The sequence below is a fragment of the Enterobacter cloacae complex sp. FDA-CDC-AR_0132 genome, assembly GCF_003010695.1.
Taxonomy (GTDB): Bacteria; Pseudomonadota; Gammaproteobacteria; order Enterobacterales; family Enterobacteriaceae; genus Enterobacter; species Enterobacter ludwigii.
Map to the genome: position 1 here is coordinate 4,281,224 of NZ_CP027618.1, position 23,030 is coordinate 4,304,253.

The 23,030-nt window shown below is 55.5% G+C and carries 24 protein-coding genes and 1 other annotated feature; of the genes, 17 read left to right on the forward strand and 7 right to left on the reverse strand.

Annotated features, from left to right (window positions below; genetic code table 11):
• Positions 1 to 108: 108 nt before the first annotated feature.
• The gene (topA, locus tag AM379_RS20710; RefSeq protein WP_020882439.1) at positions 109 to 2,706 is read right to left on the reverse strand and encodes a type I DNA topoisomerase; all 2,598 of its coding nucleotides are present in this window, start codon (positions 2,704 to 2,706) and stop codon (positions 109 to 111) included.
• A 399-nt stretch (positions 2,707 to 3,105) separates the two neighbouring features.
• On the opposite strand from topA, the gene AM379_RS20715 reads away from it, so the two are divergent.
• Positions 3,106 to 3,357 carry a YciN family protein gene (locus AM379_RS20715; RefSeq protein WP_020882438.1) on the forward strand — a complete coding sequence of 84 codons (252 nt, stop codon included), beginning with the start codon at positions 3,106 to 3,108 and terminating at the stop codon, positions 3,355 to 3,357.
• Positions 3,358 to 3,391: 34 nt separating this feature from the next.
• Here the strand turns inward: AM379_RS20715 and sohB are convergent, their stop codons facing one another.
• Positions 3,392 to 4,438: a protease SohB gene (gene sohB / locus AM379_RS20720; protein WP_020882437.1), complete on the reverse strand. Its 1,047-nt coding sequence runs from the start codon at positions 4,436 to 4,438 to the stop codon at positions 3,392 to 3,394.
• Positions 4,439 to 4,688: 250 nt separating this feature from the next.
• On the opposite strand from sohB, the gene AM379_RS20725 reads away from it, so the two are divergent.
• Positions 4,689 to 5,450 carry a YciK family oxidoreductase gene (locus tag AM379_RS20725; RefSeq protein ID WP_020882436.1) on the forward strand — a complete coding sequence of 254 codons (762 nt, stop codon included), beginning with the start codon at positions 4,689 to 4,691 and terminating at the stop codon, positions 5,448 to 5,450.
• Positions 5,447 to 6,037, forward strand: a complete 591-nt coding sequence (gene cobO / locus AM379_RS20730; protein ID WP_063214345.1) for a cob(I)yrinic acid a,c-diamide adenosyltransferase — start codon at positions 5,447 to 5,449, stop codon at positions 6,035 to 6,037. The genes AM379_RS20725 and cobO overlap by 4 nt, the downstream gene beginning before the upstream one ends.
• 35 nt (positions 6,038 to 6,072) lie before the next feature.
• Here the strand turns inward: cobO and rluB are convergent, their stop codons facing one another.
• The 3 genes from rluB to rnm all read right to left on the reverse strand — a co-directional run bounded on the left by rluB (position 6,073) and on the right by rnm (position 8,555).
• Positions 6,073 to 6,948 (reverse strand): 23S rRNA pseudouridine(2605) synthase RluB, encoded by an 876-nt coding sequence (gene rluB / locus AM379_RS20735; RefSeq protein WP_008502809.1) that lies wholly within the window; start codon positions 6,946 to 6,948, stop codon positions 6,073 to 6,075.
• Positions 6,949 to 7,044: 96 nt separating this feature from the next.
• Entirely contained in the window at positions 7,045 to 7,665 is a 621-nt protein-coding gene (locus AM379_RS20740) for an L-threonylcarbamoyladenylate synthase (protein ID WP_003856793.1), read from the reverse strand.
• Complete coding sequence (gene rnm, locus AM379_RS20745; RefSeq protein ID WP_106504174.1) at positions 7,662 to 8,555, reverse strand: RNase RNM; 894 nt, start codon at positions 8,553 to 8,555, stop codon at positions 7,662 to 7,664. Before rnm ends, AM379_RS20740 begins: the two co-directional genes overlap by 4 nt.
• 127 nt (positions 8,556 to 8,682) lie before the next feature.
• On the opposite strand from rnm, the gene trpL reads away from it, so the two are divergent.
• The 6 genes from trpL to trpA all read left to right on the forward strand — a co-directional run bounded on the left by trpL (position 8,683) and on the right by trpA (position 15,356).
• Positions 8,683 to 8,727 (forward strand): trp operon leader peptide, encoded by a 45-nt coding sequence (trpL, locus tag AM379_RS24660; protein ID WP_106993556.1) that lies wholly within the window; start codon positions 8,683 to 8,685, stop codon positions 8,725 to 8,727.
• Positions 8,704 to 8,798, forward strand: a sequence feature (Trp leader region). Its footprint overlaps the gene before it by 24 nt.
• Before the next feature lie 25 nt (positions 8,799 to 8,823).
• Positions 8,824 to 10,386 (forward strand): anthranilate synthase component 1, encoded by a 1,563-nt coding sequence (locus tag AM379_RS20750; RefSeq protein WP_025203978.1) that lies wholly within the window; start codon positions 8,824 to 8,826, stop codon positions 10,384 to 10,386.
• Positions 10,386 to 11,981, forward strand: a complete 1,596-nt coding sequence (trpD, locus tag AM379_RS20755) for a bifunctional anthranilate synthase glutamate amidotransferase component TrpG/anthranilate phosphoribosyltransferase TrpD (protein ID WP_014170382.1) — start codon at positions 10,386 to 10,388, stop codon at positions 11,979 to 11,981. Before AM379_RS20750 ends, trpD begins: the two co-directional genes overlap by 1 nt.
• Before the next feature lie 3 nt (positions 11,982 to 11,984).
• Positions 11,985 to 13,343: a bifunctional indole-3-glycerol-phosphate synthase TrpC/phosphoribosylanthranilate isomerase TrpF gene (gene trpCF, locus AM379_RS20760; protein ID WP_020882432.1), complete on the forward strand. Its 1,359-nt coding sequence runs from the start codon at positions 11,985 to 11,987 to the stop codon at positions 13,341 to 13,343.
• Between the two features lie 10 nt (positions 13,344 to 13,353).
• Positions 13,354 to 14,547 carry a tryptophan synthase subunit beta gene (trpB, locus tag AM379_RS20765; protein ID WP_020882431.1) on the forward strand — a complete coding sequence of 398 codons (1,194 nt, stop codon included), beginning with the start codon at positions 13,354 to 13,356 and terminating at the stop codon, positions 14,545 to 14,547.
• Entirely contained in the window at positions 14,547 to 15,356 is an 810-nt protein-coding gene (trpA, locus tag AM379_RS20770) for a tryptophan synthase subunit alpha (protein WP_063214342.1), read from the forward strand. Before trpB ends, trpA begins: the two co-directional genes overlap by 1 nt.
• A 43-nt stretch (positions 15,357 to 15,399) precedes the next feature.
• Here the strand turns inward: trpA and AM379_RS20775 are convergent, their stop codons facing one another.
• Positions 15,400 to 16,428, reverse strand: a complete 1,029-nt coding sequence (locus tag AM379_RS20775; RefSeq protein ID WP_106504175.1) for a zinc-binding dehydrogenase — start codon at positions 16,426 to 16,428, stop codon at positions 15,400 to 15,402.
• Between the two features lie 25 nt (positions 16,429 to 16,453).
• Complete coding sequence (locus AM379_RS20780) at positions 16,454 to 17,230, reverse strand: SDR family NAD(P)-dependent oxidoreductase (RefSeq protein ID WP_044858489.1); 777 nt, start codon at positions 17,228 to 17,230, stop codon at positions 16,454 to 16,456.
• 176 nt (positions 17,231 to 17,406) lie between these two features.
• Between AM379_RS20780 and AM379_RS20785 the strand changes: the two genes are divergently transcribed.
• The 8 genes from AM379_RS20785 to AM379_RS20820 all read left to right on the forward strand — a co-directional run bounded on the left by AM379_RS20785 (position 17,407) and on the right by AM379_RS20820 (position 22,957).
• Positions 17,407 to 18,321 carry a LysR substrate-binding domain-containing protein gene (locus AM379_RS20785; RefSeq protein WP_014170388.1) on the forward strand — a complete coding sequence of 305 codons (915 nt, stop codon included), beginning with the start codon at positions 17,407 to 17,409 and terminating at the stop codon, positions 18,319 to 18,321.
• Positions 18,322 to 18,537: 216 nt separating this feature from the next.
• Positions 18,538 to 18,819 carry a hypothetical protein gene (locus AM379_RS20790; protein ID WP_014170391.1) on the forward strand — a complete coding sequence of 94 codons (282 nt, stop codon included), beginning with the start codon at positions 18,538 to 18,540 and terminating at the stop codon, positions 18,817 to 18,819.
• Between the two features lie 38 nt (positions 18,820 to 18,857).
• A complete protein-coding gene (locus AM379_RS20795) occupies positions 18,858 to 19,202 on the forward strand; it encodes a carboxymuconolactone decarboxylase family protein (protein ID WP_014170390.1) in 345 nt (114 codons plus the stop codon).
• A gap of 43 nt (positions 19,203 to 19,245) precedes the next feature.
• Entirely contained in the window at positions 19,246 to 19,929 is a 684-nt protein-coding gene (locus tag AM379_RS20800; RefSeq protein ID WP_080463576.1) for a cupin domain-containing protein, read from the forward strand.
• Complete coding sequence (locus tag AM379_RS20805; protein ID WP_063214340.1) at positions 19,926 to 21,029, forward strand: flavin monoamine oxidase family protein; 1,104 nt, start codon at positions 19,926 to 19,928, stop codon at positions 21,027 to 21,029. The genes AM379_RS20800 and AM379_RS20805 overlap by 4 nt, the downstream gene beginning before the upstream one ends.
• Positions 21,030 to 21,202: 173 nt before the next feature.
• Positions 21,203 to 21,559: a cyclophilin-like fold protein gene (locus tag AM379_RS20810; protein ID WP_106504176.1), complete on the forward strand. Its 357-nt coding sequence runs from the start codon at positions 21,203 to 21,205 to the stop codon at positions 21,557 to 21,559.
• Positions 21,560 to 21,668: 109 nt separating this feature from the next.
• Positions 21,669 to 22,166 carry a (R)-mandelonitrile lyase gene (locus AM379_RS20815; protein ID WP_229216809.1) on the forward strand — a complete coding sequence of 166 codons (498 nt, stop codon included), beginning with the start codon at positions 21,669 to 21,671 and terminating at the stop codon, positions 22,164 to 22,166.
• Complete coding sequence (locus tag AM379_RS20820) at positions 22,166 to 22,957, forward strand: carboxymuconolactone decarboxylase family protein (RefSeq protein ID WP_080463575.1); 792 nt, start codon at positions 22,166 to 22,168, stop codon at positions 22,955 to 22,957. The genes AM379_RS20815 and AM379_RS20820 overlap by 1 nt, the downstream gene beginning before the upstream one ends.
• Positions 22,958 to 23,030 lie beyond the last annotated feature (73 nt).

Here is a 23,030-nt window from a genome sequence, read left to right on the forward strand (position 1 = left end):
ATATCATTTATAGCCTGACTGTATAGTACGGAACAAAAAATAATAACAAGGTAATAAAAAAGGGCCGGAAGTCCGGCCCTTTTACAGGTAAGTTACGGTAAGGGAAGATTATTTCTTGCCTTCAACCCATTTTCCGTCGACAAAGAAGGCGGACCAGCCGGTCGCTTTCCCCTCTTTCTCAGCCGCAACGTACTGCTGTTTTGTTTTACGGCTAAAACGTACCACCGTTTTATTCCCTTCAGGATCCTGCTGTGGCGCATCGGCCAGATAACGCAGTTTCTCAGGCAGACGGTCGCGGAAGCGATGCAGCTCTTCCACCAGCGGCGCGCGGGTTTCACGCGATTTCGGGAAGGTGTTGGCCGCGAGGAAGACCCCGGCAGCACCGTCACGCAGCACGAAATAGGCGTCAGACTTCTCACACGGCAATTCTGGCAGCGGAACCGGATCTTCCTTCGGCGGCGCGACTTCACCGTTACGCAGAATCTTACGGGTGTTCTTACACTCGTCGTTGGTGCACGCCATGTATTTCCCGAAACGCCCCATTTTCAGGTGCATTTCCGAGCCACACTTCTCACACTCAACGATAGGGCCGTCATAGCCTTTGATGCGGAACTCACCCTCTTCGATCTCATAACCATCACACGTTGGGTTATTCCCGCAAACGTGCAATTTGCGTTTCGGATCGATCAGGTAGCTGTCCATCGCCGTGCCACATTTCTTACAACGACGTTTGGCACGCAGGGCATTGGTTTCTGCATCGTCACCCTCCAGCACGTTAAGAACTTCGTTCTCAGGTACCAGGTTGATGGTGGTTTTGCAGCGCTCTTTCGGCGATAACGCATAGCCGGAGCAACCGAGGAAGACGCCTGTTGTCGCAGTACGGATCCCCATCTTACGGCCACAGGTTGGGCAATCGATGCTGGTCAGTACCATCTGGTTAGGCAGCATGCCGCCCTCTTCAGGATCTTTCTCCGCTTTTTCAAGCTGGTTGGTAAAGTCGCTGAAGAAGCTGTCGAGCACTTTCTTCCATTCCGCCTGATGGCTGGCAACCTGGTCAAGGCTGTCTTCCATCTGTGCGGTAAAGTCGTAGTTCATCAACTCGCGGAAGTTAGCTTCCAGACGGTCGGTTACGATCTCACCCATTTTTTCAGCGTAGAAACGGCGGTTTTCAACACGCACATAGCCACGATCCTGAATGGTCGAAATGATTGACGCATAGGTTGACGGACGACCAATACCGCGTTTTTCCAGCTCTTTTACCAGCGATGCTTCGCTAAAGCGCGCAGGCGGCTTGGTAAAGTGCTGAGCTGGCACGAGGTCAACCAGAGAGAGTTCATCCCCTTTGTTCACCGCCGGCAGCGTTCGGTCTTCGTCGCCTTTACGCAGTGCAGGCATGACTTTCGTCCAGCCGTCGAAACGCAGGATACGGCCACGCGCTTTCAGACGGAAATCACCCGCACCAACGGTAAGCGTAGTGGAATCATACTGCGCGGGTGTCATTTGACACGCGACGAACTGGCGCCAGATAAGCTGGTACAGCTTCTGGGCGTCGGCTTCCATATCCTTCAGCGATTCCGCTAACACAGAGACGTCAGAAGGACGAATGGCTTCGTGCGCTTCCTGTGAGTTCTCTTTGCTGGCGTACTGGTTAGCGCTTTCCGGCAGGTATTTCTTACCGAAATTGTCACCGATATAGCCGCGCACCATGTTAACCGCATCCTGACTCAGGTTAGTCGAGTCGGTACGCATGTAGGTGATGTAACCCGCTTCATACAAGCGCTGGGCCATCATCATGGTTTTCTTCACGCCATAACCCAGACGCGTGCTTGCGGCCTGTTGCAGCGTAGAGGTAATAAACGGTGCGCCAGGCTTACTGCTGGTCGGTTTGTCTTCACGCTCCAGAACCTGATAGCGTGCTTTTTCCAGCAGCGCCACCGCGGCCATGGTCTGGTCACGGTTTTCAGGACGGAAAGGCTTGTCGTTCTGATGGCTCACCTGCAGCGGCAGAGCATCCCCGCCCGGCGTGGTGACATTCGCGTCGACTTCCCAGAACTCTTCTGGCACAAACGCTTTAATTTCGCGTTCACGTTCAACGACAAGACGCACGGCAACGGATTGCACACGGCCTGCGGACAGACCACGGGCAATCTTTTTCCACAGCAGTGGAGACACCATGTAGCCCACAACACGGTCCATAAAGCGACGTGCCTGCTGCGCGTTTACACGGTCAATGTTCAGTTCGCCCGGCTTTTCAAACGCCTGACGAATCGCATTCTTCGTAATTTCGTTAAACACTACACGGCTGTAGCGTTTGTCATCACCACCGATCACTTCCCGCAGGTGCCACGCAATGGCTTCCCCTTCGCGGTCAAGGTCGGTTGCGAGATAGATGTGGTCTGCTTTTTCAGCAAGCTGCTTCAGCTCATTAACGACTTTTTCTTTCCCGGGCAGCACTTCGTATTGTGCATCCCAGTTATGCCATGGGTTAACACCCATGCGGTTGACAAGCGCGCTACGTTCATCCTTTTTAGGCTTTTTAGCCCCTTTGGTGGAGGTAGAGTCTGCGCTCTTTTTGCTGGCTGAGCCACTGGTCGGCAAATCGCGGATATGACCCACGCTGGACTTAACCACGTAGTCATTACCCAGATACTTATTGATCGTTTTGGCTTTTGCCGGGGACTCAACGATGACGAGAGCTTTACCCATATTCACCTTTACCTAATTTAATTCTTCCAGGAATACGCCGCACGTTGATTTCCCTTCCACTGACGACGCGTCATTGATATTGCGACTGCGTCAGGGGATATCAACCCCTTTGTCTTACCGAACGTCAGAGAAATGACGCCCAGGTGATTGAGTTTTCGGGTATTTTTCTCACGCCTCATATGATTCGTGACGAATTACCGGTCGAATGTCAAGCAATTCTGTTGCCAGAATGACGAAAGCGCACACTCTACCTGATAAAATCCGTTACGCAACTTTATTAGCATGCAAAAGCAAATCACGCCAGCCAGGCTCCTGCACCTTATCCCCTCAGATTACAGGGAAAATTTGCCCCCAAAGCGCCCTCGGCGTAGACTATTGTCACTGTTTAAGGAGTGGATTATGCACAATACGACCCAACCAATTGACCGAGTCTCTCTGCTTATCGAAGCAAACAAGCTTATCCGTGATCATGAAGATACTCTGGCGGGCATTGAAGCCACCGGCGTAGAACAGCGTAATGGCGTGCTGGTTTTCAGCGGCGAATACTTCCTTGACGAACAGGGGCTACCTACCCCGAAAAGCACCGCCGTGTTTAACATGTTTAAATACCTGGCGCATACGCTTTCAGAGAAATATCACCTGGTTGATTAATGCAAAACGCGAGGCCTGAGCCTCGCGTTTTTGTTTACAGCAACGGTTTTTGTCCGCGCTGTAGCCAGCGGAGCAACAGCCGATCGGCACTTTCTGCCGCACTGTTGGTAAAGCGATCGAGCAGACGCTTGCGCTGCGTAAAGCGCACGCCCACCAGCTCACGGCCATCCATCAGGTTCAGCAGCAGGTCATCGCTGGTGCCCACTTCATCTACCAGTCCTTTCTCCTGGGCCTGGATCCCGTACCAGTGCTCCCCCGTCGCGACCTGCTCAATATCGAGCGATGGGCGCATGCGGTGCACAAAGTCTTTAAAGAGGTGGTGCGTTTCATTGAGATCTTCACGGAATTTCTGACGCCCCTCTTCCGTGTTTTCCCCCAGCAGCGTCAGAGTGCGTTTGTACTGCCCGGCCGTGTGCAGTTCAATGTCGATCTCTTTGTTTTTGAGGAAGCGGTTAAAGTTAGGGATTTGCGCAACCACACCGATTGAACCAATAATAGAAAACGGTGCCGCCACAATTTTATCCGCGACGCAGGCCATCATGTAGCCACCGCTCGCCGCGACTTTATCCACCGCAACGGTCAGCGGGATCTGTTTTTCACGCAGGCGCTGCAGCTGTGACGCAGCCAGTCCATAACCGTGTACCACACCGCCCGGGCTTTCAAGACGCACCACCACCTGATCCTGCGGTTTTGCCACGGCAAGAACGGCAGTGACCTCTTCGCGCAAAGAAGAAACTTCATGCGCATCCATGCTGCCTTTAAAGTCGAGCACATAGACGCGTGGCTTTGCCTCATCCTGCGGTGCATTGAGCTTGGCTTTCGCTTTTGCCGCTTTGGCTTCCTGTTTATGCTTTTTCTTCTGCGCTTTAAGCCACTGCTTCTGTTGATGGCTATCGAGCAGCGACAGAGACATATCTTCCTGCATCTCTTTATACTGCTCACTCAGGCGGGTAATGCGTAACTCCCCACGCTGACGCTTACGCTGCGTCAGGTTTACAATCAGAACGGCAATCACCGCAATGGCAATCACCACCGTTGCGATTTTGGCCAAAAACAACCCATACTGAGAAAGTAATTCCACGCGTTCCACCTTGTTTAACCACGATTCTTTCACGGCAGTGTACAACAGCCCTGCCCATGCGTCTCGCTCGTGACATTACCTCTGCGAGCCTGCTTCAGGAATCCCCACATGGGGGTTTAAATATTTGCAAATTGTTAATTTTACAGTAATGCCTCCTGTAGACTGATTGAATTCTCATGCTAATTCGGGCATAAAGCCGAAAAGTCATAAAGAAGGCGTCATTGCGTCACTGCGCGCCAGAGGAGTCCCCGTGCATTATCAACCGCAAAAAAATCTGCTGCAAAATCGCATCATTCTGGTCACCGGTGCCAGCGACGGAATTGGTCGCGAGGCGGCCCTGACCTACGCTGACTATGGCGCGAGCGTTATTCTTATTGGTCGTAACGAAGAGAAACTGAAAAGCGTCGCGCAGGAAATAGAGGCGGCAGGCGGCATTCCGGCCCCGTGGTATACCCTCGATTTACTCACCTGCACGCCAGCGGTGTGCCAGGAGCTTGCTCACCGTATTAGCGCCCACTATCCGCGGCTGGACGGTGTCCTGCACAATGCGGGTTTGCTGGGAGAAGTCCGTCCTATGGACGAACAGGATCCCGATATCTGGCAGCAGGTGATGCAGGTCAACGTCAACGGCACGTTTTTCCTGACGCAGGCTTTGCTTCCTTTATTACTTAAATCCGAGTCCGGCTCGCTGGTCTTTACCTCCTCAAGCGTAGGCCGCGAAGGTCGAGCCAACTGGGGAGCATATGCCGTCTCAAAATTCGCGACTGAAGGGATGATGCAGGTGCTGGCGGAAGAGTATCAAAGCCGCCATCTGCGCGTAAATTGCATTAACCCGGGAGGAACGCGCACCAAAATGCGCGCCAGCGCCTTCCCGTCGGAAGACCCGCAGAAACTGAAAACACCCGCAGACATTATGCCTCTCTATCTCTGGCTGATGGGCGACGACAGCCGTCGTAAAACGGGGATGACCTTCGATGCCCAGCCGGGCCGTAAACCAGGGATTTCGCAATGAGTGAAGAACGCCATCAACAACGCCAGCAGCGTCTGAAGGAACAGGTCGATGCGCGCGTTGCGGCCGCACAGGACGAGCGCGGGATAATTATCGTCTTTACCGGTAACGGCAAAGGTAAAACTACCGCTGCATTTGGCACCGCCACGCGTGCTGTCGGTCACGGGCAGAAAGTGGGCGTCATTCAATTCATCAAAGGCGGATGGCCCAACGGCGAACGTAATCTGCTTGAACCGCATGGCGTTGAATTTCAGGTGATGGCGACAGGTTTTACATGGGATACGCAGAACCGGGAAACCGATACTGCAGCTTGTCTTGCAGTCTGGGAGCACGCCAAAAGAATGCTGGCAGACCCCGCCCTGAATATGGTTCTGCTGGATGAGATAACCTATATGGTGGCCTACGACTATCTCCCGCTGGATGCGGTACTGGAGGCGTTACAACAACGCCCGGCGCACCAGACGGTTATCGTCACGGGGCGTGGCTGTCATCGGGAAATACTGGAGCTTGCTGATACCGTCAGCGAACTGCGTCCGGTCAAACACGCATTTGACGCGGGAATCAAAGCGCAAATCGGTATTGATTACTAAGAAAAAAGCCCGGTGATCTTCACCGGGCTTTTATGTTAACCGTTGTTGTTACGGCTGCCAGAGCGGCGGTTGCTGCTCACCTGGCTATGGCGTTTCACCGCACGACGGATCTGATTCGCCTTCATACGACGACGATCTTTTTCCACCGCCACTTTAGAGGTGGTTTCTGGCGTCAGGCCAACCAGTTCACGCAGGTAGTTAGTCTGTGTCAGATCCAGCTCGGTATAACCACCCCGTGGCAGACCTTTTGGCAGCAGGATGTCGCCATAACGGACACGGATCAGACGGCTCACCTGCACACCTACCGCTTCCCAAAGACGACGCACTTCGCGGTTACGGCCTTCAGTCAGGGTAACGTTGTACCACTGGTTAATGCCTTCGCCACCGGTAAATTTGATGGTTTTAAATGCCGCAGGACCGTCTTCCAGCTGAACGCCGCGTGACAGATCGCGCAGTTTATTCTCATCAACCTGGCCGAAGACACGCACGGCGTATTCGCGTTCCACTTCACGGCTAGGGTGCATCAGACGGTTTGCCAGTTCACCATCAGTGGTAAACAGCAGCAGGCCGCAGGTATTCACGTCCAGACGACCCACGGCAATCCAGCGAGCGCCGCGCAGTTTAGGCAGACGGTCAAACACCGTCGGGCGACCTTCAGGGTCGTTGCGCGTACACAGCTCGCCTTCTGGCTTGTAATACGCCAGCACGCGGCAGATCTGCTCAGCGGACTCTTTCACGGAAATAAGATGACCGTCGATGCGGATCTTCAATCCCGGTACGATTTCTACGCGGTCACCCAGCGTGGCGATTTTACCGTCCACACTCACGCGACCCGCTTCAATAATGGCTTCGATTTCACGGCGTGAACCGTGGCCGGCACGCGCCAGCACTTTCTGTAACTTCTCGCTCATTGAGCTTCCTCAGGTGTCGCCTTCACAGGCGTCGAATCAGGTCAAAAGAGGGCTCAGCCCTGCTTTGATGGCCGCGTAGTATATCTGCTTACACCCTTACAAGAAAGGCTTAACATCACCCACGCCTTCACGAATCACTTCTGGCGCATCTTCGGTTAAGTCAACAACGGTGGTTGGCTGCTGACCAAGGTAGCCGCCATGAATAATCAACTCGACCACCTTTTCCAGACGGTCTTTAATCTCTTCGGGATCGGATTCGGTGAACTCGCTGCCAGGCAACATTAAAGAGGTCGAAAGCATCGGCTCGCCGAGGGTTTCCAGCAGCGCCTGCGCAATCGGGTTGGACGGTACGCGCATCCCGATGGTTTTACGCTTTTCCTGTAACAGTCGGCGCGGCACTTCCTTGGTTCCTTTAAGAATAAAGGTGTAGTTGCCCGGCGTGTTATTTTTGATCAGACGAAACGCCACGTTATCGACATACGCGTAGGTCGACAGTTCAGAAAGATCGCGGCACATCAGGGTAAAGTTATGGCCGTCCGGCAGCTGACGAATGCGGCAAATGCGCTCCATCGCCCCTTTGTCTTCAATTTTACAGCCCAGCGCGTAGCCAGAATCGGTCGGGTAGACAATCACGCCGCCTTTGCGAACGATCTCCACGGCCTGATTAATTAAGCGTGGCTGCGGGTTATCCGGATGAATATAGAAAAACTGACTCATACTTCCCTCTCTTCAATTTTCTGCGGCTGTTCCCAGAGCTGCCAGACGGGCTCAACGCCTGCGGGCAACCAGAGCTTGCGTCCCAGCTCGATCCACGCACAGGGTTGATGGAAATCCGACCCCTGCGAACCCAGCAGACCGAACTGACGCGCGTAGGTCGCGAGCTGCGCACGCTCATTGGGCGCCTGCTGACACTGGGCGACTTCCATCGCCTCACCGCCACATTCGGCAAAGTGTGCCAGCAGTCTTTTCAGCCACTTAGCAGAAAGATTATACCGCCCCGGATGGGCGAGCACGGCCTTACCGCCAGAATGATGAATGACATCAATAGCTTGTTCTATTGTACACCACTGTGGCGGAACGTAACCGGTTTTCCCGCGTGCCAAATATTTTTTAAACACGTCCGCCATCGTTGTGGCTTTGCCCGCCTCAACCAGAAAACGGGCAAAATGGCCGCGCGTCACCGCCCCACCGTTTGCCAGTTTCTGTGCACCTTCCAGCGCTCCGGGAATATGCGCTTTTTCCAGTCGCTCACCAATCATTTCGGCGCGTTCGTTGCGGCGCGATTTTTGTTCTTGCAAAAACGCACGCATTGCCGGATGTTCAATATCGATATTGAGGCCAACAATGTGAATTTCGTGATTTTCCCAGACTGTCGAAATTTCGACGCCGGGCACCAGATTCAGCGCCAGTCCGCTGCGGGCAATTTCGGCGCGCGCCGCAGGAATAGCATCTGTCGTATCGTGATCGGTTATCGCCAGCGTGCCAACACGCATTTCAACGGCGCGATGAACCAGGGCTTCGGGTGTCAGCAGGCCATCAGAGGCCTGAGTATGGCTGTGTAAATCATAAATTACGGCGTAGGTGGTATCGCTCAAAGCACTTCCCATAGCAGGTTAAAGACATCCGAAACCCCTATGATAACGGCTTGGCGCGAAATTCTGAAATCAAGGGTTGACAACTCGCCATCGAACTAGTTAACTAGTACGCAAGTTCACACGAGAAAGGTATCTGAAAATGACAGCACATTTCACTCTGCACGGTTGGTGGCGCACATCCTGATTATCGGGCAGTGTCACACGTCTGCAAAATGCAAACAGATACCCAGCCCGCGACTAAGCGGGCTTTTTTTTGAACAGAATAAATGAGAACAACATAATGCAAACAGCCAAACCACACCTCGAATTGCTGACCTGCGAGGCGGTCTATCGCCACAACCCAACCGCGCTGTTTCATCAGGTCTGCGGTGCGCGTCCGGCAACGTTGCTGCTGGAATCCGCAGATATTGACAGTAAAGACGATCTTAAAAGCCTGCTGCTGGTCGACAGCGCATTGCGCATTACCGCGCTGGGTGACACTGTCACGATTAAGGCGCTCTCTGAGAACGGTGCCGCGCTGCTGCCACTGCTGGACGCTTCCCTGCCAGCGGGCATCGAGAATGAACGTCACCCGGAAGTGCGGGTACTGCATTTCCCGCCGGTCAGCCAACTGCTTGACGAAGATGCACGCCTCTGTTCTTTGTCAGTCTTCGATGCCTTCCGCCTGCTGCAAAACCTGGTCTCGGTACCAGAAGATGAACGCGAAGCAATGTTCTTTGGCGGGCTGTTTGCTTACGATCTGGTCGCCGGTTTCGAAGACCTGCCGGAAACCGAACAGGGCAACCGCTGCCCTGACTACTGCTTCTACCTGGCCGAGACCCTGCTGGTGATCGACCATCAGAAAAAATACACCCGTATTCAGGCGAGTCTGTTCACGCCATCCGTGACCGAGAAAACACGTCTTGAGCAGCGCATTGCTCAGCTGCAACAGCAAATGACCGAAGCGCCACCCGCTCTGCCGGTTCAGCATGTAGAGAAGATGACCTGTGAGGTTAACCAGACCGACGATCAGTACGGTGCCGTGGTGCGTCAGATGCAAAAGGCGATTCGCGCCGGGGAAATTTTCCAGGTCGTCCCGTCCCGTCGTTTCTCACTGCCCTGCCCGTCGCCGCTGGCGGCCTATGACGTGCTCAAAAAGAGCAACCCAAGCCCGTATATGTTCTTTATGCAGGACAACGAGTTCACCCTGTTTGGCGCGTCACCGGAAAGCTCCCTGAAATACGACGCCACCAGCCGCCAGATCGAGATCTACCCGATTGCCGGTACACGTCCGCGCGGGCGTCGCGCCGATGGCTCTCTGGATCGCGATCTCGACAGCCGTATCGAACTGGAAATGCGCACCGACCACAAAGAGCTCTCCGAGCACCTGATGCTGGTTGACCTGGCGCGTAACGATCTGGCCCGCATTTGTACTCCCGGCAGCCGCTATGTGGCTGACTTAACGAAAGTCGACCGTTACTCCTTCGTGATGCACCTGGTCTCCCGCGTGGTGGGTGAACTGCGCAACGACCTCGACGTGCTGCATGCCTATCGCGCCTGCATGAATATGGGCACCCTGAGCGGTGCGCCGAAAGTCCGTGCAATGCAGCTTATCGCCGCCGCCGAAGGGCGTCGTCGCGGCAGCTATGGCGGTGCGGTGGGTTATTTCACCGCGCACGGTGACCTTGATACCTGCATCGTTATCCGCTCTGCCTATGTTGAAGACGGCATTGCCACCGTCCAGGCGGGCGCCGGGGTGGTTCTTGATTCTGTTCCGCAGTCTGAAGCTGACGAAACGCGCAATAAAGCTCGCGCGGTATTGCGCGCCATCGCTACCGCACACCATGCACAGGAGATTTTCTGATGGCTGACATTCTGCTGCTCGATAACATCGACTCCTTTACCTATAACCTGGCAGATCAGCTGCGTGCGAATGGTCACAACGTCGTTATCTATCGTAACCACGTACCGGCGCAAACCCTGATTGAGCGTCTGGCAACCATGCAAAACCCGGTGCTGATGCTCTCTCCTGGCCCCGGCGCCCCCAGTGAAGCGGGCTGTATGCCTGAACTGCTGACCCGTATGCGCGGCAAGTTGCCTATTATCGGCATCTGCCTGGGGCATCAGGCGATTGTTGAAGCCTATGGCGGATACGTCGGCCAGGCGGGTGAAATCCTGCACGGTAAAGCCTCCAGCATTGAACATGACGGTCAGGCGATGTTTGCCGGGCTGCCGAATCCCCTGCCGGTGGCGCGCTACCACTCGCTGGTCGGCAGCAACATCCCGGCTGGCCTGACCATTAACGCCTCGTTCGAAGGCATGGTGATGGCCGTACGTCACGATACCGATCGTGTCTGTGGGATGCAGTTCCATCCGGAGTCAATCCTCACCTCTCACGGCGCGCGTCTGCTGGAACAGACCCTGGACTGGGCGCTGCAGAAACTGGAACAGACCAACACCCTGCAACCTGTTCTGGAAAAATTGTATCAGGCACAGACCCTGAGCCAGCAGGAGAGCCACCAGCTCTTCTCCGCCGTGGTTCGCGGTGAACTGAAGCCTGAACAACTGGCGGCCGCGCTGGTGAGCATGAAAGTTCGCGGTGAAAGCCCGCAGGAAATTGCCGGTGCGGCAACGGCGCTGCTGGAAAATGCCGCCCCGTTCCCGCGCCCGGACTATATGTTTGCGGATATCGTCGGTACCGGTGGTGATGGCAGCAACAGCATCAATATCTCCACCGCCAGCGCCTTCGTGGCGGCTGCCTGTGGTTTGAAAGTGGCGAAGCACGGTAACCGCAGCGTCTCCAGCCGGTCGGGATCGTCGGACCTGCTGGCCGCATTCGGCATCAATCTCGAGATGAACGCCGAACGTTCGCGTGAAGCCCTGGACGACCTGGGCGTCTGCTTCCTGTTTGCGCCGAAATATCACACCGGTTTCCGCCATGCGATGCCGGTTCGCCAGCAGCTTAAAACCCGCACGCTGTTTAACGTGCTCGGCCCGCTGATCAACCCGGCCCATCCGCCGCTGGCGCTAATTGGCGTCTACAGCCCGGAGCTGGTTCTGCCGATTGCAGAGACCCTGCGCGTGCTGGGTTATCAACGTGCCGCGGTGGTTCACAGTGGGGGAATGGATGAAGTGTCGCTGCATGCGCCAACGCTGGTGGCCGAACTTCGCGACGGTGAAATCCTGAGCTATCAGCTGGAGGCGAGCGACTTTGGTTTAACGCCTTACCATCAGGAAGCGCTGGCGGGCGGCACGCCTGAAGAAAACCGTGACATTCTGACGCGCTTATTACAAGGTAAAGGAGAGGTTGCCCACGAGGCCGCCGTGGCTGCCAACGTCGCGATGCTGATGCGTTTGCACGGCGAGGAAGATCTCAAAGCCAACGCACAAAAAGTTCTGAACGTACTGCGCTCAGGTGCAGCTTACGATCGCGTTACCGCACTTGCGGCAAGAGGGTAAAGAATGCAGACCGTTTTAGCGAAAATCGTTGCCGATAAGGCCATCTGGGTGGAAGCACGTAAAGCACAGCAGCCGCTGGCCAGCTTCCAGAATGACGTTGTCCCGAGCAGCCGTCGTTTCTATGATGCTCTGCAGGGCGCACGCACCGCGTTTATTCTTGAGTGCAAAAAAGCGTCTCCGTCGAAAGGCGTTATCCGTGACGATTTCGATCCGGCGCGAATTGCCGGTATCTACAAACATCATGCGTCAGCCATCTCCGTGCTGACGGATGAGAAGTATTTCCAGGGCAGCTTCGATTTCCTGCCTGTTGTCAGCGGGATCGCGCCACAACCGATCCTGTGCAAAGACTTTATTATCGACCCGTATCAGATTTGGCTCGCTCGCTTTTACCAGGCCGATGCCTGCCTGCTGATGCTCTCAGTGCTGGATGACGAACAGTATCGCCAGCTCGCTGCGGTCGCGCACAGTCTGAACATGGGCGTGCTGACCGAAGTGAGCAACGAAGAGGAGCTGGAACGCGCCATTGCGCTGAAAGCCAAAGTGGTCGGCATCAACAACCGCGATCTGCGTGACCTGTCGATTGACCTGAACCGCACGCGCCAGCTGGCGCCGCGTCTGGGCTCTGGCGTCACCGTGATCAGTGAATCCGGTATTAACAGCTACGCTCAGGTCCGCGAGCTGAGCCATTTCGCCAACGGTTTCCTGATTGGTTCTGCAATGATGGAACATGACGATCTCAATGCCGCGGTGCGCCGTGTACTGTTGGGTGAAAACAAAGTGTGCGGCTTAACCCGTGAAGAGGATGCCCTGGCTGCGTATGACGCCGGTGCGATTTACGGCGGGCTGATTTTTGTCGCCTCCTCCCCGCGCGTGGTGACCGAAGCGCAGGCGCGTCAGGTGATGACGGCAGCGCCACTCAGCTATGTGGGGGTCTTTCGCAACGCGGATATCGCCGACGTGGTAGCAAAAGCCGAAGCGTTATCTCTGCATGCGGTACAGCTTCATGGCAACGAAGATCAGGCCTATATCGATGCCCTGCGCAGCGCGCTGGCACCTCAGGTGCAAATCTGGAAAGCGCAGAGCGTGGGCGACAGGTTGCCTGAGCGTAACCTGAATCATGTTGATAAATACGTACTCGATAACGGACAGGGCGGCACGGGTCAGCGTTTTGACTGGTCCCTGTTGCACGGCGAAGTGCTGGACAATGTTTTGCTGGCGGGTGGACTTAGCCCGGATAACTGCGTGGAAGCCGCCAAAGCGGGCTGCGCGGGCCTCGATTTCAATTCAGGCGTAGAGTCGCAACCGGGCATCAAAGATGCCAGTAAGCTGGCCTCGGTATTTAAAACTCTGCGTGCATATTAAGGAAGAGAAGATGACGACATTACTAAACCCCTATTTTGGTGAGTTCGGCGGGATGTACGTCCCGCAAATCCTGATGCCCGCCCTGCGCCAGCTGGAAGAAGCGTTCGTGAGCGCGCAGAAAGATCCGGCGTTTCAGGCTGAGTTTACCGACCTGCTGAAAAACTACGCTGGCCGTCCAACGGCCCTGACGAAATGCCGTAACCTGACCGAAGGCACCAAAACCACGCTGTATCTTAAGCGTGAAGATTTGCTGCACGGCGGTGCGCATAAAACCAACCAGGTATTGGGTCAGGCGCTGCTTGCAAAACGGATGGGTAAAACCGAAATCATCGCTGAAACTGGCGCAGGCCAGCACGGGGTGGCATCAGCCCTTGCCAGCGCCCTTCTCGGTCTGAAATGCCGCATTTACATGGGCGCAAAAGACGTTGAGCGCCAGTCACCTAACGTATTCCGTATGCGTCTGATGGGCGCTGAAGTGATCCCGGTGCACAGCGGCTCCGCGACGCTGAAGGATGCGTGTAACGAAGCGCTGCGCGACTGGTCTGGCAGCTATGAAACCGCGCACTATATGCTCGGCACCGCTGCAGGCCCGCACCCGTTCCCGACGATTGTGCGTGAATTCCAGCGCATGATTGGCGAAGAGACCAAAGCGCAGATCCTGGAAAAAGAGGGTCGCCTGCCGGATGCGGTGATCGCCTGCGTTGGCGGTGGCTCTAACGCTATCGGCATGTTCGCTGATTTCATCGACGAAACCAGCGTCGGGCTGATTGGCGTTGAACCTGCAGGCCACGGGATTGAAACCGGTGAGCACGGCGCACCGTTGAAACATGGTCGCGTCGGGATCTACTTCGGTATGAAAGCGCCGATGATGCAGACCGATGACGGCCAGATTGAAGAGTCATACTCTATCTCGGCAGGCCTGGATTTCCCTTCCGTTGGGCCTCAGCACGCCTTCCTGAACAGCACCGGTCGTGCGGACTACGTTTCCATTACCGATGACGAAGCCCTGGAGGCGTTTAAAACGCTCTGTCGCCACGAAGGGATCATTCCTGCCCTGGAGTCCTCTCACGCCCTGGCGCATGCGCTGAAAATGATGAAAGAGAACCCGGAAAAAGAGCAACTGCTGGTGGTTAACCTTTCCGGTCGCGGTGATAAAGACATCTTCACCGTTCACGATATTTTGAAAGCACGAGGGGAAATCTGATGGAACGCTACGATAACGCATTTGCAGCACTGAAATCTCGCCAGGAAGGCGCGTTCGTTCCCTTCGTGACGCTGGGTGATCCGGGTCCTGAGCAGTCGCTGAAAATTATCGACACCCTGATTGAGGCCGGTGCCGACGCGCTGGAACTGGGTATTCCGTTTTCCGATCCTCTGGCCGATGGCCCGACTATCCAGAACGCAACGCTGCGGGCATTCGCGGCCGGTGTCACCCCGGGGCAATGTTTTGAGATGCTGGCCGCTATCCGCCAGAAGCACCCGACCATTCCGATTGGCCTGTTAATGTATGCTAACCTGGTCTTCAGTCGCGGTATTGATACCTTTTATGCAGAATGCGCGCGTGTGGGCGTTGACTCGGTGCTGGTGGCAGACGTACCGGTTGAAGAATCTGCGCCGTTCCGCCAGGCGGCGATGCGCCATAACGTGGCACCTATCTTCATCTGCCCGCCAAACGCCGATGATGAACTGCTGCGCCAGATTGCCTCTTATGGTCGCGGGTATACCTACCTGCTCTCCCGTGCGGGTGTAACCGGCGCGGAGAACAAAGCGGCGCTGCCTCTGCATCATCTGGTCGAGAAGCTGGCTGAATACCACGCGGCCCCTCCGCTGCAGGGCTTTGGGATTTCATCTCCCGATCAGGTCACGGCGGCAATTAACGCTAACGCAGCCGGTGCAATCTCAGGCTCCGCTATCGTTAAAATCATTGAGAAGAACGTGGACAAGCCAGAGCAAATGCTGGCTGAGCTGAAAACGTTTGTGAGCGCAATGAAAGCGGCAACGCGTAAAGCGTAACCTCTCCACCGTCTGGCTCCCCGCCAGACGGTGTTTCTGCCGATCAGTTATCCGGGTTCATCGTAAGCACTATCCGGTAGCGAGCCTTTCCCTGCCGTAACCTGTCGAGCGCCTCATTTGCCTGTTCAAAGGGCATCAGCTCTGTGACTGGCAGCGTCTGAAAGAGGTGGCTGAAACGCAGTGCGCGTTCGGTTTGCGACGGGGTGCTGACAAATGAACCAGTCAGGGTGCGTTCCGCGCCAATCATCATACCCGGCATGACCTGCAACGGTGTGCGTCCGGCACCCAACAGGATCGCTTTTCCTCTGGGGGCCAGGGCTGGCAATAACGCTGAAACCGCGTCTGCATCCGGGGCAGTGGCCACAATAATCTCGACACCGCCTTCCGCTCTCAGCCGTTCCGCCGCGTTTTCCGTCTGCGCATCGATATAGTGATGAGCGCCCAGCTGTAAAGCGTCATGTGCCTTTTCACTGCCGCGCGCAATCACGATAACCTCAAACCCCATCCTCCGGGCGTACTGAATCGCCATATGGCCTAAGCCACCAATACCGAGAATAGCCACCCTGTCTCCCGCGCTGGCACCGGATTGACGCAACGCGTTAAAGGTTGCCGTACCGGCGCACAAGATCGGGGCCGCGTGAACGGAAGTGAGCGCTGAAGGAATGGCAATCAGCGCGGTATGGCGGATAACAACATACTCGGCGTAACCTCCGTCACAGCTCAGCCCCGGCGTTAGCTGATTTTCACACAGGTGAAAAAGCCCGTTACGGCAAGGCGGGCAATGCTGGCAATATCCCCCAAGACGCCCGACGCCCACGCGCTGACCGGTGTGCCAGATCCCGGGAACTGCATCTCCTTTCCGGGTAATGTGGCCCACAATTTCATGGCCCGGAATGCGCCCGGGCTGCCCCGCTTCCGGTACCTTCTCCGCATCCTGAAGATCGGCACCACAAACGCCGCATACCTCAATTTTAATCAGTACGTCCTCGGGTCCCGGCTCGGGCAACGGTCTGACGACCATTTCAAGCACGCCCGGCGAGGAAATCTGCATAGCACGAAAAGTTTTATTCACGGTATCACCTGTGATGAGCGGTGTATTATGCGTTACGGCCAGCCATGACGCCGCCGTCAATGTCCCAGATTGCGCCGGTGACCCAGCCTGTCTTGTCAGAAAGCAGGAAGGCAACCGTTTCAGCCACATCGCCCGGCGTACCCACGCGGCCAATCGGATGGAAGCTGTCGAAGCTGTTCATCACCTCTTTTACATCGTCTTTCGGGATGAAGCCTTCATAAATTGGCGTGTGAACAACGGCCGGAGACACGGCATTGACGCGAATGCCTTTCCCGCCCAGTTCAATAGCCAGGTTTTTGGTCCACGCATGCAGGCCGGCTTTCGCCATGGAATATGCGGAAGACGGCGTGGCCCCGATGGCCTGCTGTGCCCACATAGAGCCGATATTGACGATGGAGCCTTTAATACCGGCATCAACCATATTGCGCACCACATCACGGGTGATGAAGAAGGTCGCGCGGTTGATGCTCATGTACATGTCATAATCTGACGCTTCATGTTCAGTAAACGGTTTCGGGAAGAACACGCCAGCGGCATTGACCAGCAGGCTGATGTCTTTGTGTTCAGCATTGATGGTATTCATCACGTGCTGCATACCCTCTTCTTTCATCAGGTCAGCCACGATGATGGATACCGGCCCGTCGACCGCCAGCGCCTGACGAGCCTGCTCCGCTTTGTCCTTGCGGTTCCCCACCAGCACCACGCTGCCACCGTTTTTCAGAACCCGCTTCGCCGTTTCGAAGCCCATACCGCTTGTACCACCGACCACTAACAGCTTTTTACCGGCAAAAGATGCGTTCATCGCTAACCTCTTTTAAAACATTTGGTTGTCATTGATGAAAAGCCTCGCTCCTCATCGTGTGCATCCAGAATGCCACCCTGCACCAGGGTTGACGACTGAGAAGAAATTGCGACACAGGAAAGAAAATCTTCTTCGCTCAGGTATACTGAAAGAAAGAATAAATCGGAGTACCTGCAATGCGTTCCCTGAACAGACTTAAATGGCTACATGCTTTTGAAGCGACCGCCCGTCACGGTAGCTTTACCGGTGCGGCACAAGAGCTTGGCGTGACGCCTGCCGCAGTGGGCCAGCTTGTTCGTTCGCTCGAAGACTGGGTTGGCCACCCGCTGCTTCGCCGTACGCGGTCGGGTAAGGAGCGCCTGACGCTGGTGGATGAGGCTCAGGATGCGCTGCAGGACATTACGCAGGGCCTGGACAAGCTGGAAAGCGGGTTAAACAAACTGCGCGGACGTCGCGCACGTTCTGTCGTGGTCGTCACCGCCTCTCAGGTATTGATGATGAACTGGCTAATGGAGCGTCTTAACCGGTTCTCAGAAACGCATGACACAATCGATCTGCGGCTTAACGTCACGGAAAAGCTGATGGACGTATCGCACGGCGAGGCGGATATCGGCATTCGCTGCGGACAGGGAGACTGGCCCGGCGTGAATAAAACCTGGCTGATGGATGAAGAGGCGGTGCTGGTCTGTAGCCCCCGCCTGGTGCCTCCGGAGAAAATTGCCTGTGGTGACTGGCTCGCCACGCAGAAGCTGATCCACGATGACACGCCGCACCCGGGCGCGAATTTTCCCTCCTGGGACGACGTTCTCCGTACCGTCAATGCCCCTGGCGCGCTGGAAAGCAGGCTGCATATTAACTCCACCTCCGCGGTTATTCTCTCGGCCCTGAGCGGCCGGGGGGTGGCGATTGTGCGTCACGCGCTGGTGAAACAGCTGATTGAAACCGGGCAACTGGTTCAATTGCACCCAGACCATCGCTGGCCGTTAACATGGTCTTACTACCTGGTGACCCCGCAGCACACCGCCATGCGTGAAGAAGTAAAAATATTTCACGACTGGCTTCTTCATGACGTGGTCTCTGACAATCCATAACTCCCCCTTTTTTAAGCATCATGCGGCAAGGGTCATCGCGTACCGGCATGATGCTTCTCTCTTCAGACGCCCGACATAGTTTTTCTTTTCTGCAACGCAAGATTAACTGATTTGTTGAAGATAACCGGCTTTCTCATAATCGCCCTCAACGAACGGTAAAGCAGGCCGGTACCTTATCCGGCCGCCTTGCCTTAACCCTGAGCGAAGGAGAGAACGATGGCTTATCTGCAAATCAGCCTTGATATCAGTAATGAAAACCGTGCGGCAGCCGCCGGGGTCTACCAGCAATACAAAACCCCGTTCCTGACCACCATCGACGGTGCCACCTCTAAAGAACTGCTTGTTCGTGACGAGGACGTACAGGTCCTGCACGGATTTAAAACCGTGTCCCAGGCACAGGCGTATCTCAGCAGTCCGCTTTTCACCCAGGATGTCGTTGAAGCACTGAAACCGTATCTGAACAGCGCGCCTGAAATCCGCATTTACGACGTCCTGTAACGGGCATTTTCTGAAACCTACACGTACCGGAGCTATGAATGTTTTTAAACTGGAATGAATATCGCACCAGCCTGCTGGCCACCGTCGGGAAATTTGCCAGACTGCAGCCTGAATTTATGAAAGGCTTACAGCAGATGGATAAAGGGGCTTCTGAAAATCAGCACCTTGATCCCAAGACCCACGAACTGATTGCGCTGGCTGTTGCCGTTACCACTCGCTGTGATGGTTGCCTGGCGGTACATGTGGAAGCTGCGGTTAAGAAAGGCGCAACGCGTGAAGAGATAGCTGAAGCGCTTTCCGTTGCCATCAGTCTGAACGCCGGTGCTGCGTTAACCTACACCGCCCGGGCTCTGGATGTTTTTGACAACCTGCCAACAAAATAAACCTGTATACGGCACCGCCTGCGGTGCCGTTTAATGACTGACTATGATGTTACTGAATTCTGATTTTTCACAGCGAGCCATCATTACTCCTGATGACTACCGCTGGGTGCCCTCCCCGCAACCCGGTGTGGATCGCGTCATGCTTGATCGCATTGGCCGCGAGCAGGCCCGCGCAACCAGCCTTGTCAGGTATGCCCCTGATTCTGTTTTTCCTGAGCACACCCACCCCGGCGGAGAAGAGATCCTGGTGCTGAGCGGTACCTTTACGGAAAACGGAACCGATTATCCGGCTGGCTGGTATCTGCGCAGCCCGGACGGCTCGTCGCATCGACCGTCCAGTCGTGACGGCACCACCCTTTTCGTTAAGCTGCGCCAGTTCGCCTTAGAAGAACAGGAACCGGTCAGGATCAATACCAACGAGGCGAGTCGCTGGCACGGCCAGCCGCACAGACTCATTTGTCCCCTGTTCGCAAGCGTAGCGGAAACCACCCAGCTTCAGAGGATCGCACCGGGTGAACGACTCTTCTGCGCTCCGCTCGCCGGAGGAGCCGAGCTCCTGCTTCTCGAAGGGGAAATCAGCGCACCGGAAGGTCGTTACCTGAAAGGAAGCTGGCTCAGATTTCCTGAAGGCGATTTGCCGGCGCTGACGGCCGCCGCCTCTGGGGCACTTTTTTATCTTAAAACGGGACATCTCAGCCCGACCACACTGACCGGAGCGATACCATGAAAGGCAGCGTTATTATCATTGGTGCGGGTGTCAGCGGCCTGTATGCGGGCACACTGCTTGAAAAAGCGGGAGTGGATTACGTGATACTGGAAGCGAGGAAAAGAACCGGCGGTCGCGTGCTTTCAGGTCAGGCGTTAGCAAACACGCCTGATGGGGTTCATGTGGACATGGGCGCGACCTGGTTCTGGCCGGAAATTCAGCCTGACTTCGCACACCTGGTTCATCAACTTGGATTAACGCCTCTCCCTCAGGGGCGACCGGGGGATATGCTTTATGAACGCCAGACGACGTCCCCTGCGCAACGTTATCCTGCCTATGTGACATCACCGGAGTCGTTCAGGCTTCAGGGTGGAATGCAGGCGCTGACGAGCGCATTAACACGCCAGATCCCGGCGCAGAAGATTAAGTCAGACCATCAGGTGGTTTCCATTTCCCGTCTCGGCGAGGGTATGCAGGTCGCGACGCAGTCCGAAACGGGCGAAGGCTCACTTTTCTCCGGTGAACACGTTTTCCTCGCCCTGCCTCCCGCGCTGGCAGCAAAAATGACGTTCGAGCCGGCATTGCCGGAGCGGGTACTTTCACAGTGGCGTAAAACGCCAACCTGGATGGCGCCTCACGCAAAATATGTCGCCCTGTACCAGACCGACTTTTTGCAGGCACAGCATCTCTCCGGCGACGTAAGCAGCCGTGTGGGTCCTATGGTTGAAATACACGATGTGTCAGAGCCCGATACCGGCAAAACGGCTATCTTTGGTTTTATTGGCGTACCGGCAAAATCGCGATGGACGGTGAGCGAGGCCGAACTCAAGCGACTGTGCCGGGAGCAACTGGTGCGACTCTTCGGAGAAGACGCAGCAGAGCCTGAAGCCGAGTGGATAAAAGACTGGGCCGCCGATCCGTTTACGACGACAGAATTTGACCTGCAGCAGGACGTCGGGCACGCACAGCCTCAACAGGTTCCGGCGCAGGAAGAATGGGCTGATAAATTAACCGGGATTGCCAGCGAATGGTCACCGCAATTTTCGGGTTATCTGGCCGGCGCAATTGACGCTGCTGCTGAAGGCGTTGGGCACTGGTTACGCCACGTTGCCAGACCCTGAGGCCTGTATCTGCCGATAACAAACATTTTGCTTCCCGGACCGGATTAATGAAATTTATTCATTTTTCTATTCTGATAACGCCTATTAACACGCGGTTTATTTCTGTTAAGAATAGTTGCCAATGACTGCAGACGAATGCCGGCTGGCGCAACGAACTCATACAGGAAAACCCGATGAAGATAAAAATTATACTCAACGACAAGACGCTGACCGCAACGTTGAATAGCAGCCAAACCAGTCGTGACTTTATCGCACTGTTGCCCCTTACGCTGCAGCTGAAAGATTATGCCGGGGAAGAGAAAATTGGCGATCTTCCTCGCCGCCTGTCCACGGCCGGCGCACCTGCGGGTACCGCGGCCGCTAAGGGTGATATCACGCTATATGCCCCGTGGGGAAATCTGGCGATTTTCTATCAAGCACACGGATATGCGTCGGGATTAATTACGCTGGGGCAATTAGACGAACCGGATGCCTTGCCCGTATCACCTGCTGAATATACTGCCCGATTTGAGCTACTGACGGATAAGTAGCCGCCCGAATATGTATTTCCGGCACAGCCGGCAAATCTCATCACAACACATTTATCCCCTTCTCTTTTTCCCGGTACCGGGTTTGCCGTTTCATTCACAACAGGAGAGTATGATGATCCGTTTCACCTCTGTAGCAGCATCACTATTGGTATTTGCAGGTATGTCCGCACACAGCGAAACCACCCCTTCAGCTCAAATGACCGTGTCTGAAACGGGCAGTCGCGCGACGATTGCCGAACCCGCTGACCACTTTACCGGACGTGCTTACATTGACCCCCTCTTCTCACCTGTCGCCCCGCAAAGAGCAGGCGCTGCGTATGTCACCTTCGTGCCCGGCGCACGTTCCGACTGGCATACCCATCCGCTTGGGCAGACACTGGTGGTCACGTCCGGGACGGGCTGGGTGCAGGAGTGGGGGCAGGAGCGAAAAACCGTGCACGCCGGGGATGTCATTCAATGCCCGCCAGGGATTAAACACTGGCACGGCGCAACGGATAAAACCACGATGGTGCATATGGCCATTCAGGAATCGAATGAGCAGGGGCAAAACGTGAACTGGCTTGAAAAAGTCAGCGATGCGCAGTACCTGCAGGCGGGAGGGCATTAATGCTGAACAGAACCGCCCTGCTTATCGTTTCACTCTTATTGATTAACGGATGTGTCTCCCAGACTACTCAAAACAGGAGTTCGACAATGAAACCGGAAGACTCACGGGACGCTGTAGCCCAGGTCGCGCCAGCAATGGCTGCCTATTCAGAACAGTTTATTGAAAAAGATCTCTGGAATCGCCCGGAACTGTCGCGACGCGATCGAAGCCTGGTGACGGTTGCAGCGCTGATCAGCCGCAATGATACGGCGGAACTTCCCCACTACCTCAACGTGGCGCTGGACAGTGGCGTAAAACCTGCGGAAATCTCAGAAACAATCACCCACCTGGCTTTTTACGCCGGCTGGCCGAACGCCACCTCTGCGGCGCTGATCACGCGTCAGCTGTTTGCGCAACGCCATATCGATACTGCTTCCTTGCCCGGCGGAAAGGTGGATTTCCTGCCGCTGGATGAAGAGTCGGAAAACAAGCGTGCCACGCTGGTTGAATCAAACTTTGGCAAGGTCTCGCCGGGCGTAGTGAAATACACGACCGACGCGCTATTCCAGAACCTGTGGCTCAGGCCCGGACTGGCGCCACGGGACAGAAGTCTGATCACGGTCAGCGCGTTGGTCACTGCCGGCCAGGTGGCCCAGGTTCCTTACCATCTCAACCGCGCCATGGACAATGGTTTAACCCGGCCCCAGGCGTCCGAAGTCCTGACGCAACTGGCCTTTGTGGCGGGCTGGCCCAATGTTTTCTCGGCGATGCCGGTCTTTAAAGAGGTGTTTGCCGGCAGGGATAATGCCTGACATTTAGCCACGCAACTGTAAACGCCAGGCACCGGATGAGGGGCCTGGCTTTGCGTTGCTGACAAACGTCTCT

What these genes read in the sequence shown, in the direction of transcription:
- trpCF (WP_020882432.1), top strand. Translation starts at nt 11,985, where the DNA reads ATGCAGACCGTTTTAGCGAAAATCGTTGCCGATAAGGCCATCTGGGTG.
- AM379_RS20790 (WP_014170391.1), top strand. Translation starts at nt 18,538, where the DNA reads ATGGCTTATCTGCAAATCAGCCTTGATATCAGTAATGAAAACCGTGCG.
- AM379_RS20805 (WP_063214340.1), top strand. Translation starts at nt 19,926, where the DNA reads ATGAAAGGCAGCGTTATTATCATTGGTGCGGGTGTCAGCGGCCTGTAT.
- rnm (WP_106504174.1), bottom strand. Translation starts at nt 8,555, where the DNA reads ATGGGAAGTGCTTTGAGCGATACCACCTACGCCGTAATTTATGATTTA.
- AM379_RS20795 (WP_014170390.1), top strand. Translation starts at nt 18,858, where the DNA reads ATGTTTTTAAACTGGAATGAATATCGCACCAGCCTGCTGGCCACCGTC.
- AM379_RS20750 (WP_025203978.1), top strand. Translation starts at nt 8,824, where the DNA reads ATGCAAACAGCCAAACCACACCTCGAATTGCTGACCTGCGAGGCGGTC.
- AM379_RS20715 (WP_020882438.1), top strand. Translation starts at nt 3,106, where the DNA reads ATGCACAATACGACCCAACCAATTGACCGAGTCTCTCTGCTTATCGAA.
- trpB (WP_020882431.1), top strand. Translation starts at nt 13,354, where the DNA reads ATGACGACATTACTAAACCCCTATTTTGGTGAGTTCGGCGGGATGTAC.
- AM379_RS20815 (WP_229216809.1), top strand. Translation starts at nt 21,669, where the DNA reads ATGATGATCCGTTTCACCTCTGTAGCAGCATCACTATTGGTATTTGCA.
- topA (WP_020882439.1), bottom strand. Translation starts at nt 2,706, where the DNA reads ATGGGTAAAGCTCTCGTCATCGTTGAGTCCCCGGCAAAAGCCAAAACG.
- AM379_RS20780 (WP_044858489.1), bottom strand. Translation starts at nt 17,230, where the DNA reads ATGAACGCATCTTTTGCCGGTAAAAAGCTGTTAGTGGTCGGTGGTACA.
- AM379_RS20810 (WP_106504176.1), top strand. Translation starts at nt 21,203, where the DNA reads ATGAAGATAAAAATTATACTCAACGACAAGACGCTGACCGCAACGTTG.
- AM379_RS20785 (WP_014170388.1), top strand. Translation starts at nt 17,407, where the DNA reads ATGCGTTCCCTGAACAGACTTAAATGGCTACATGCTTTTGAAGCGACC.
- AM379_RS20740 (WP_003856793.1), bottom strand. Translation starts at nt 7,665, where the DNA reads ATGAGTCAGTTTTTCTATATTCATCCGGATAACCCGCAGCCACGCTTA.
- trpA (WP_063214342.1), top strand. Translation starts at nt 14,547, where the DNA reads ATGGAACGCTACGATAACGCATTTGCAGCACTGAAATCTCGCCAGGAA.
- AM379_RS20800 (WP_080463576.1), top strand. Translation starts at nt 19,246, where the DNA reads ATGATGTTACTGAATTCTGATTTTTCACAGCGAGCCATCATTACTCCT.
- rluB (WP_008502809.1), bottom strand. Translation starts at nt 6,948, where the DNA reads ATGAGCGAGAAGTTACAGAAAGTGCTGGCGCGTGCCGGCCACGGTTCA.
- cobO (WP_063214345.1), top strand. Translation starts at nt 5,447, where the DNA reads ATGAGTGAAGAACGCCATCAACAACGCCAGCAGCGTCTGAAGGAACAG.
- trpD (WP_014170382.1), top strand. Translation starts at nt 10,386, where the DNA reads ATGGCTGACATTCTGCTGCTCGATAACATCGACTCCTTTACCTATAAC.
- AM379_RS20820 (WP_080463575.1), top strand. Translation starts at nt 22,166, where the DNA reads ATGCTGAACAGAACCGCCCTGCTTATCGTTTCACTCTTATTGATTAAC.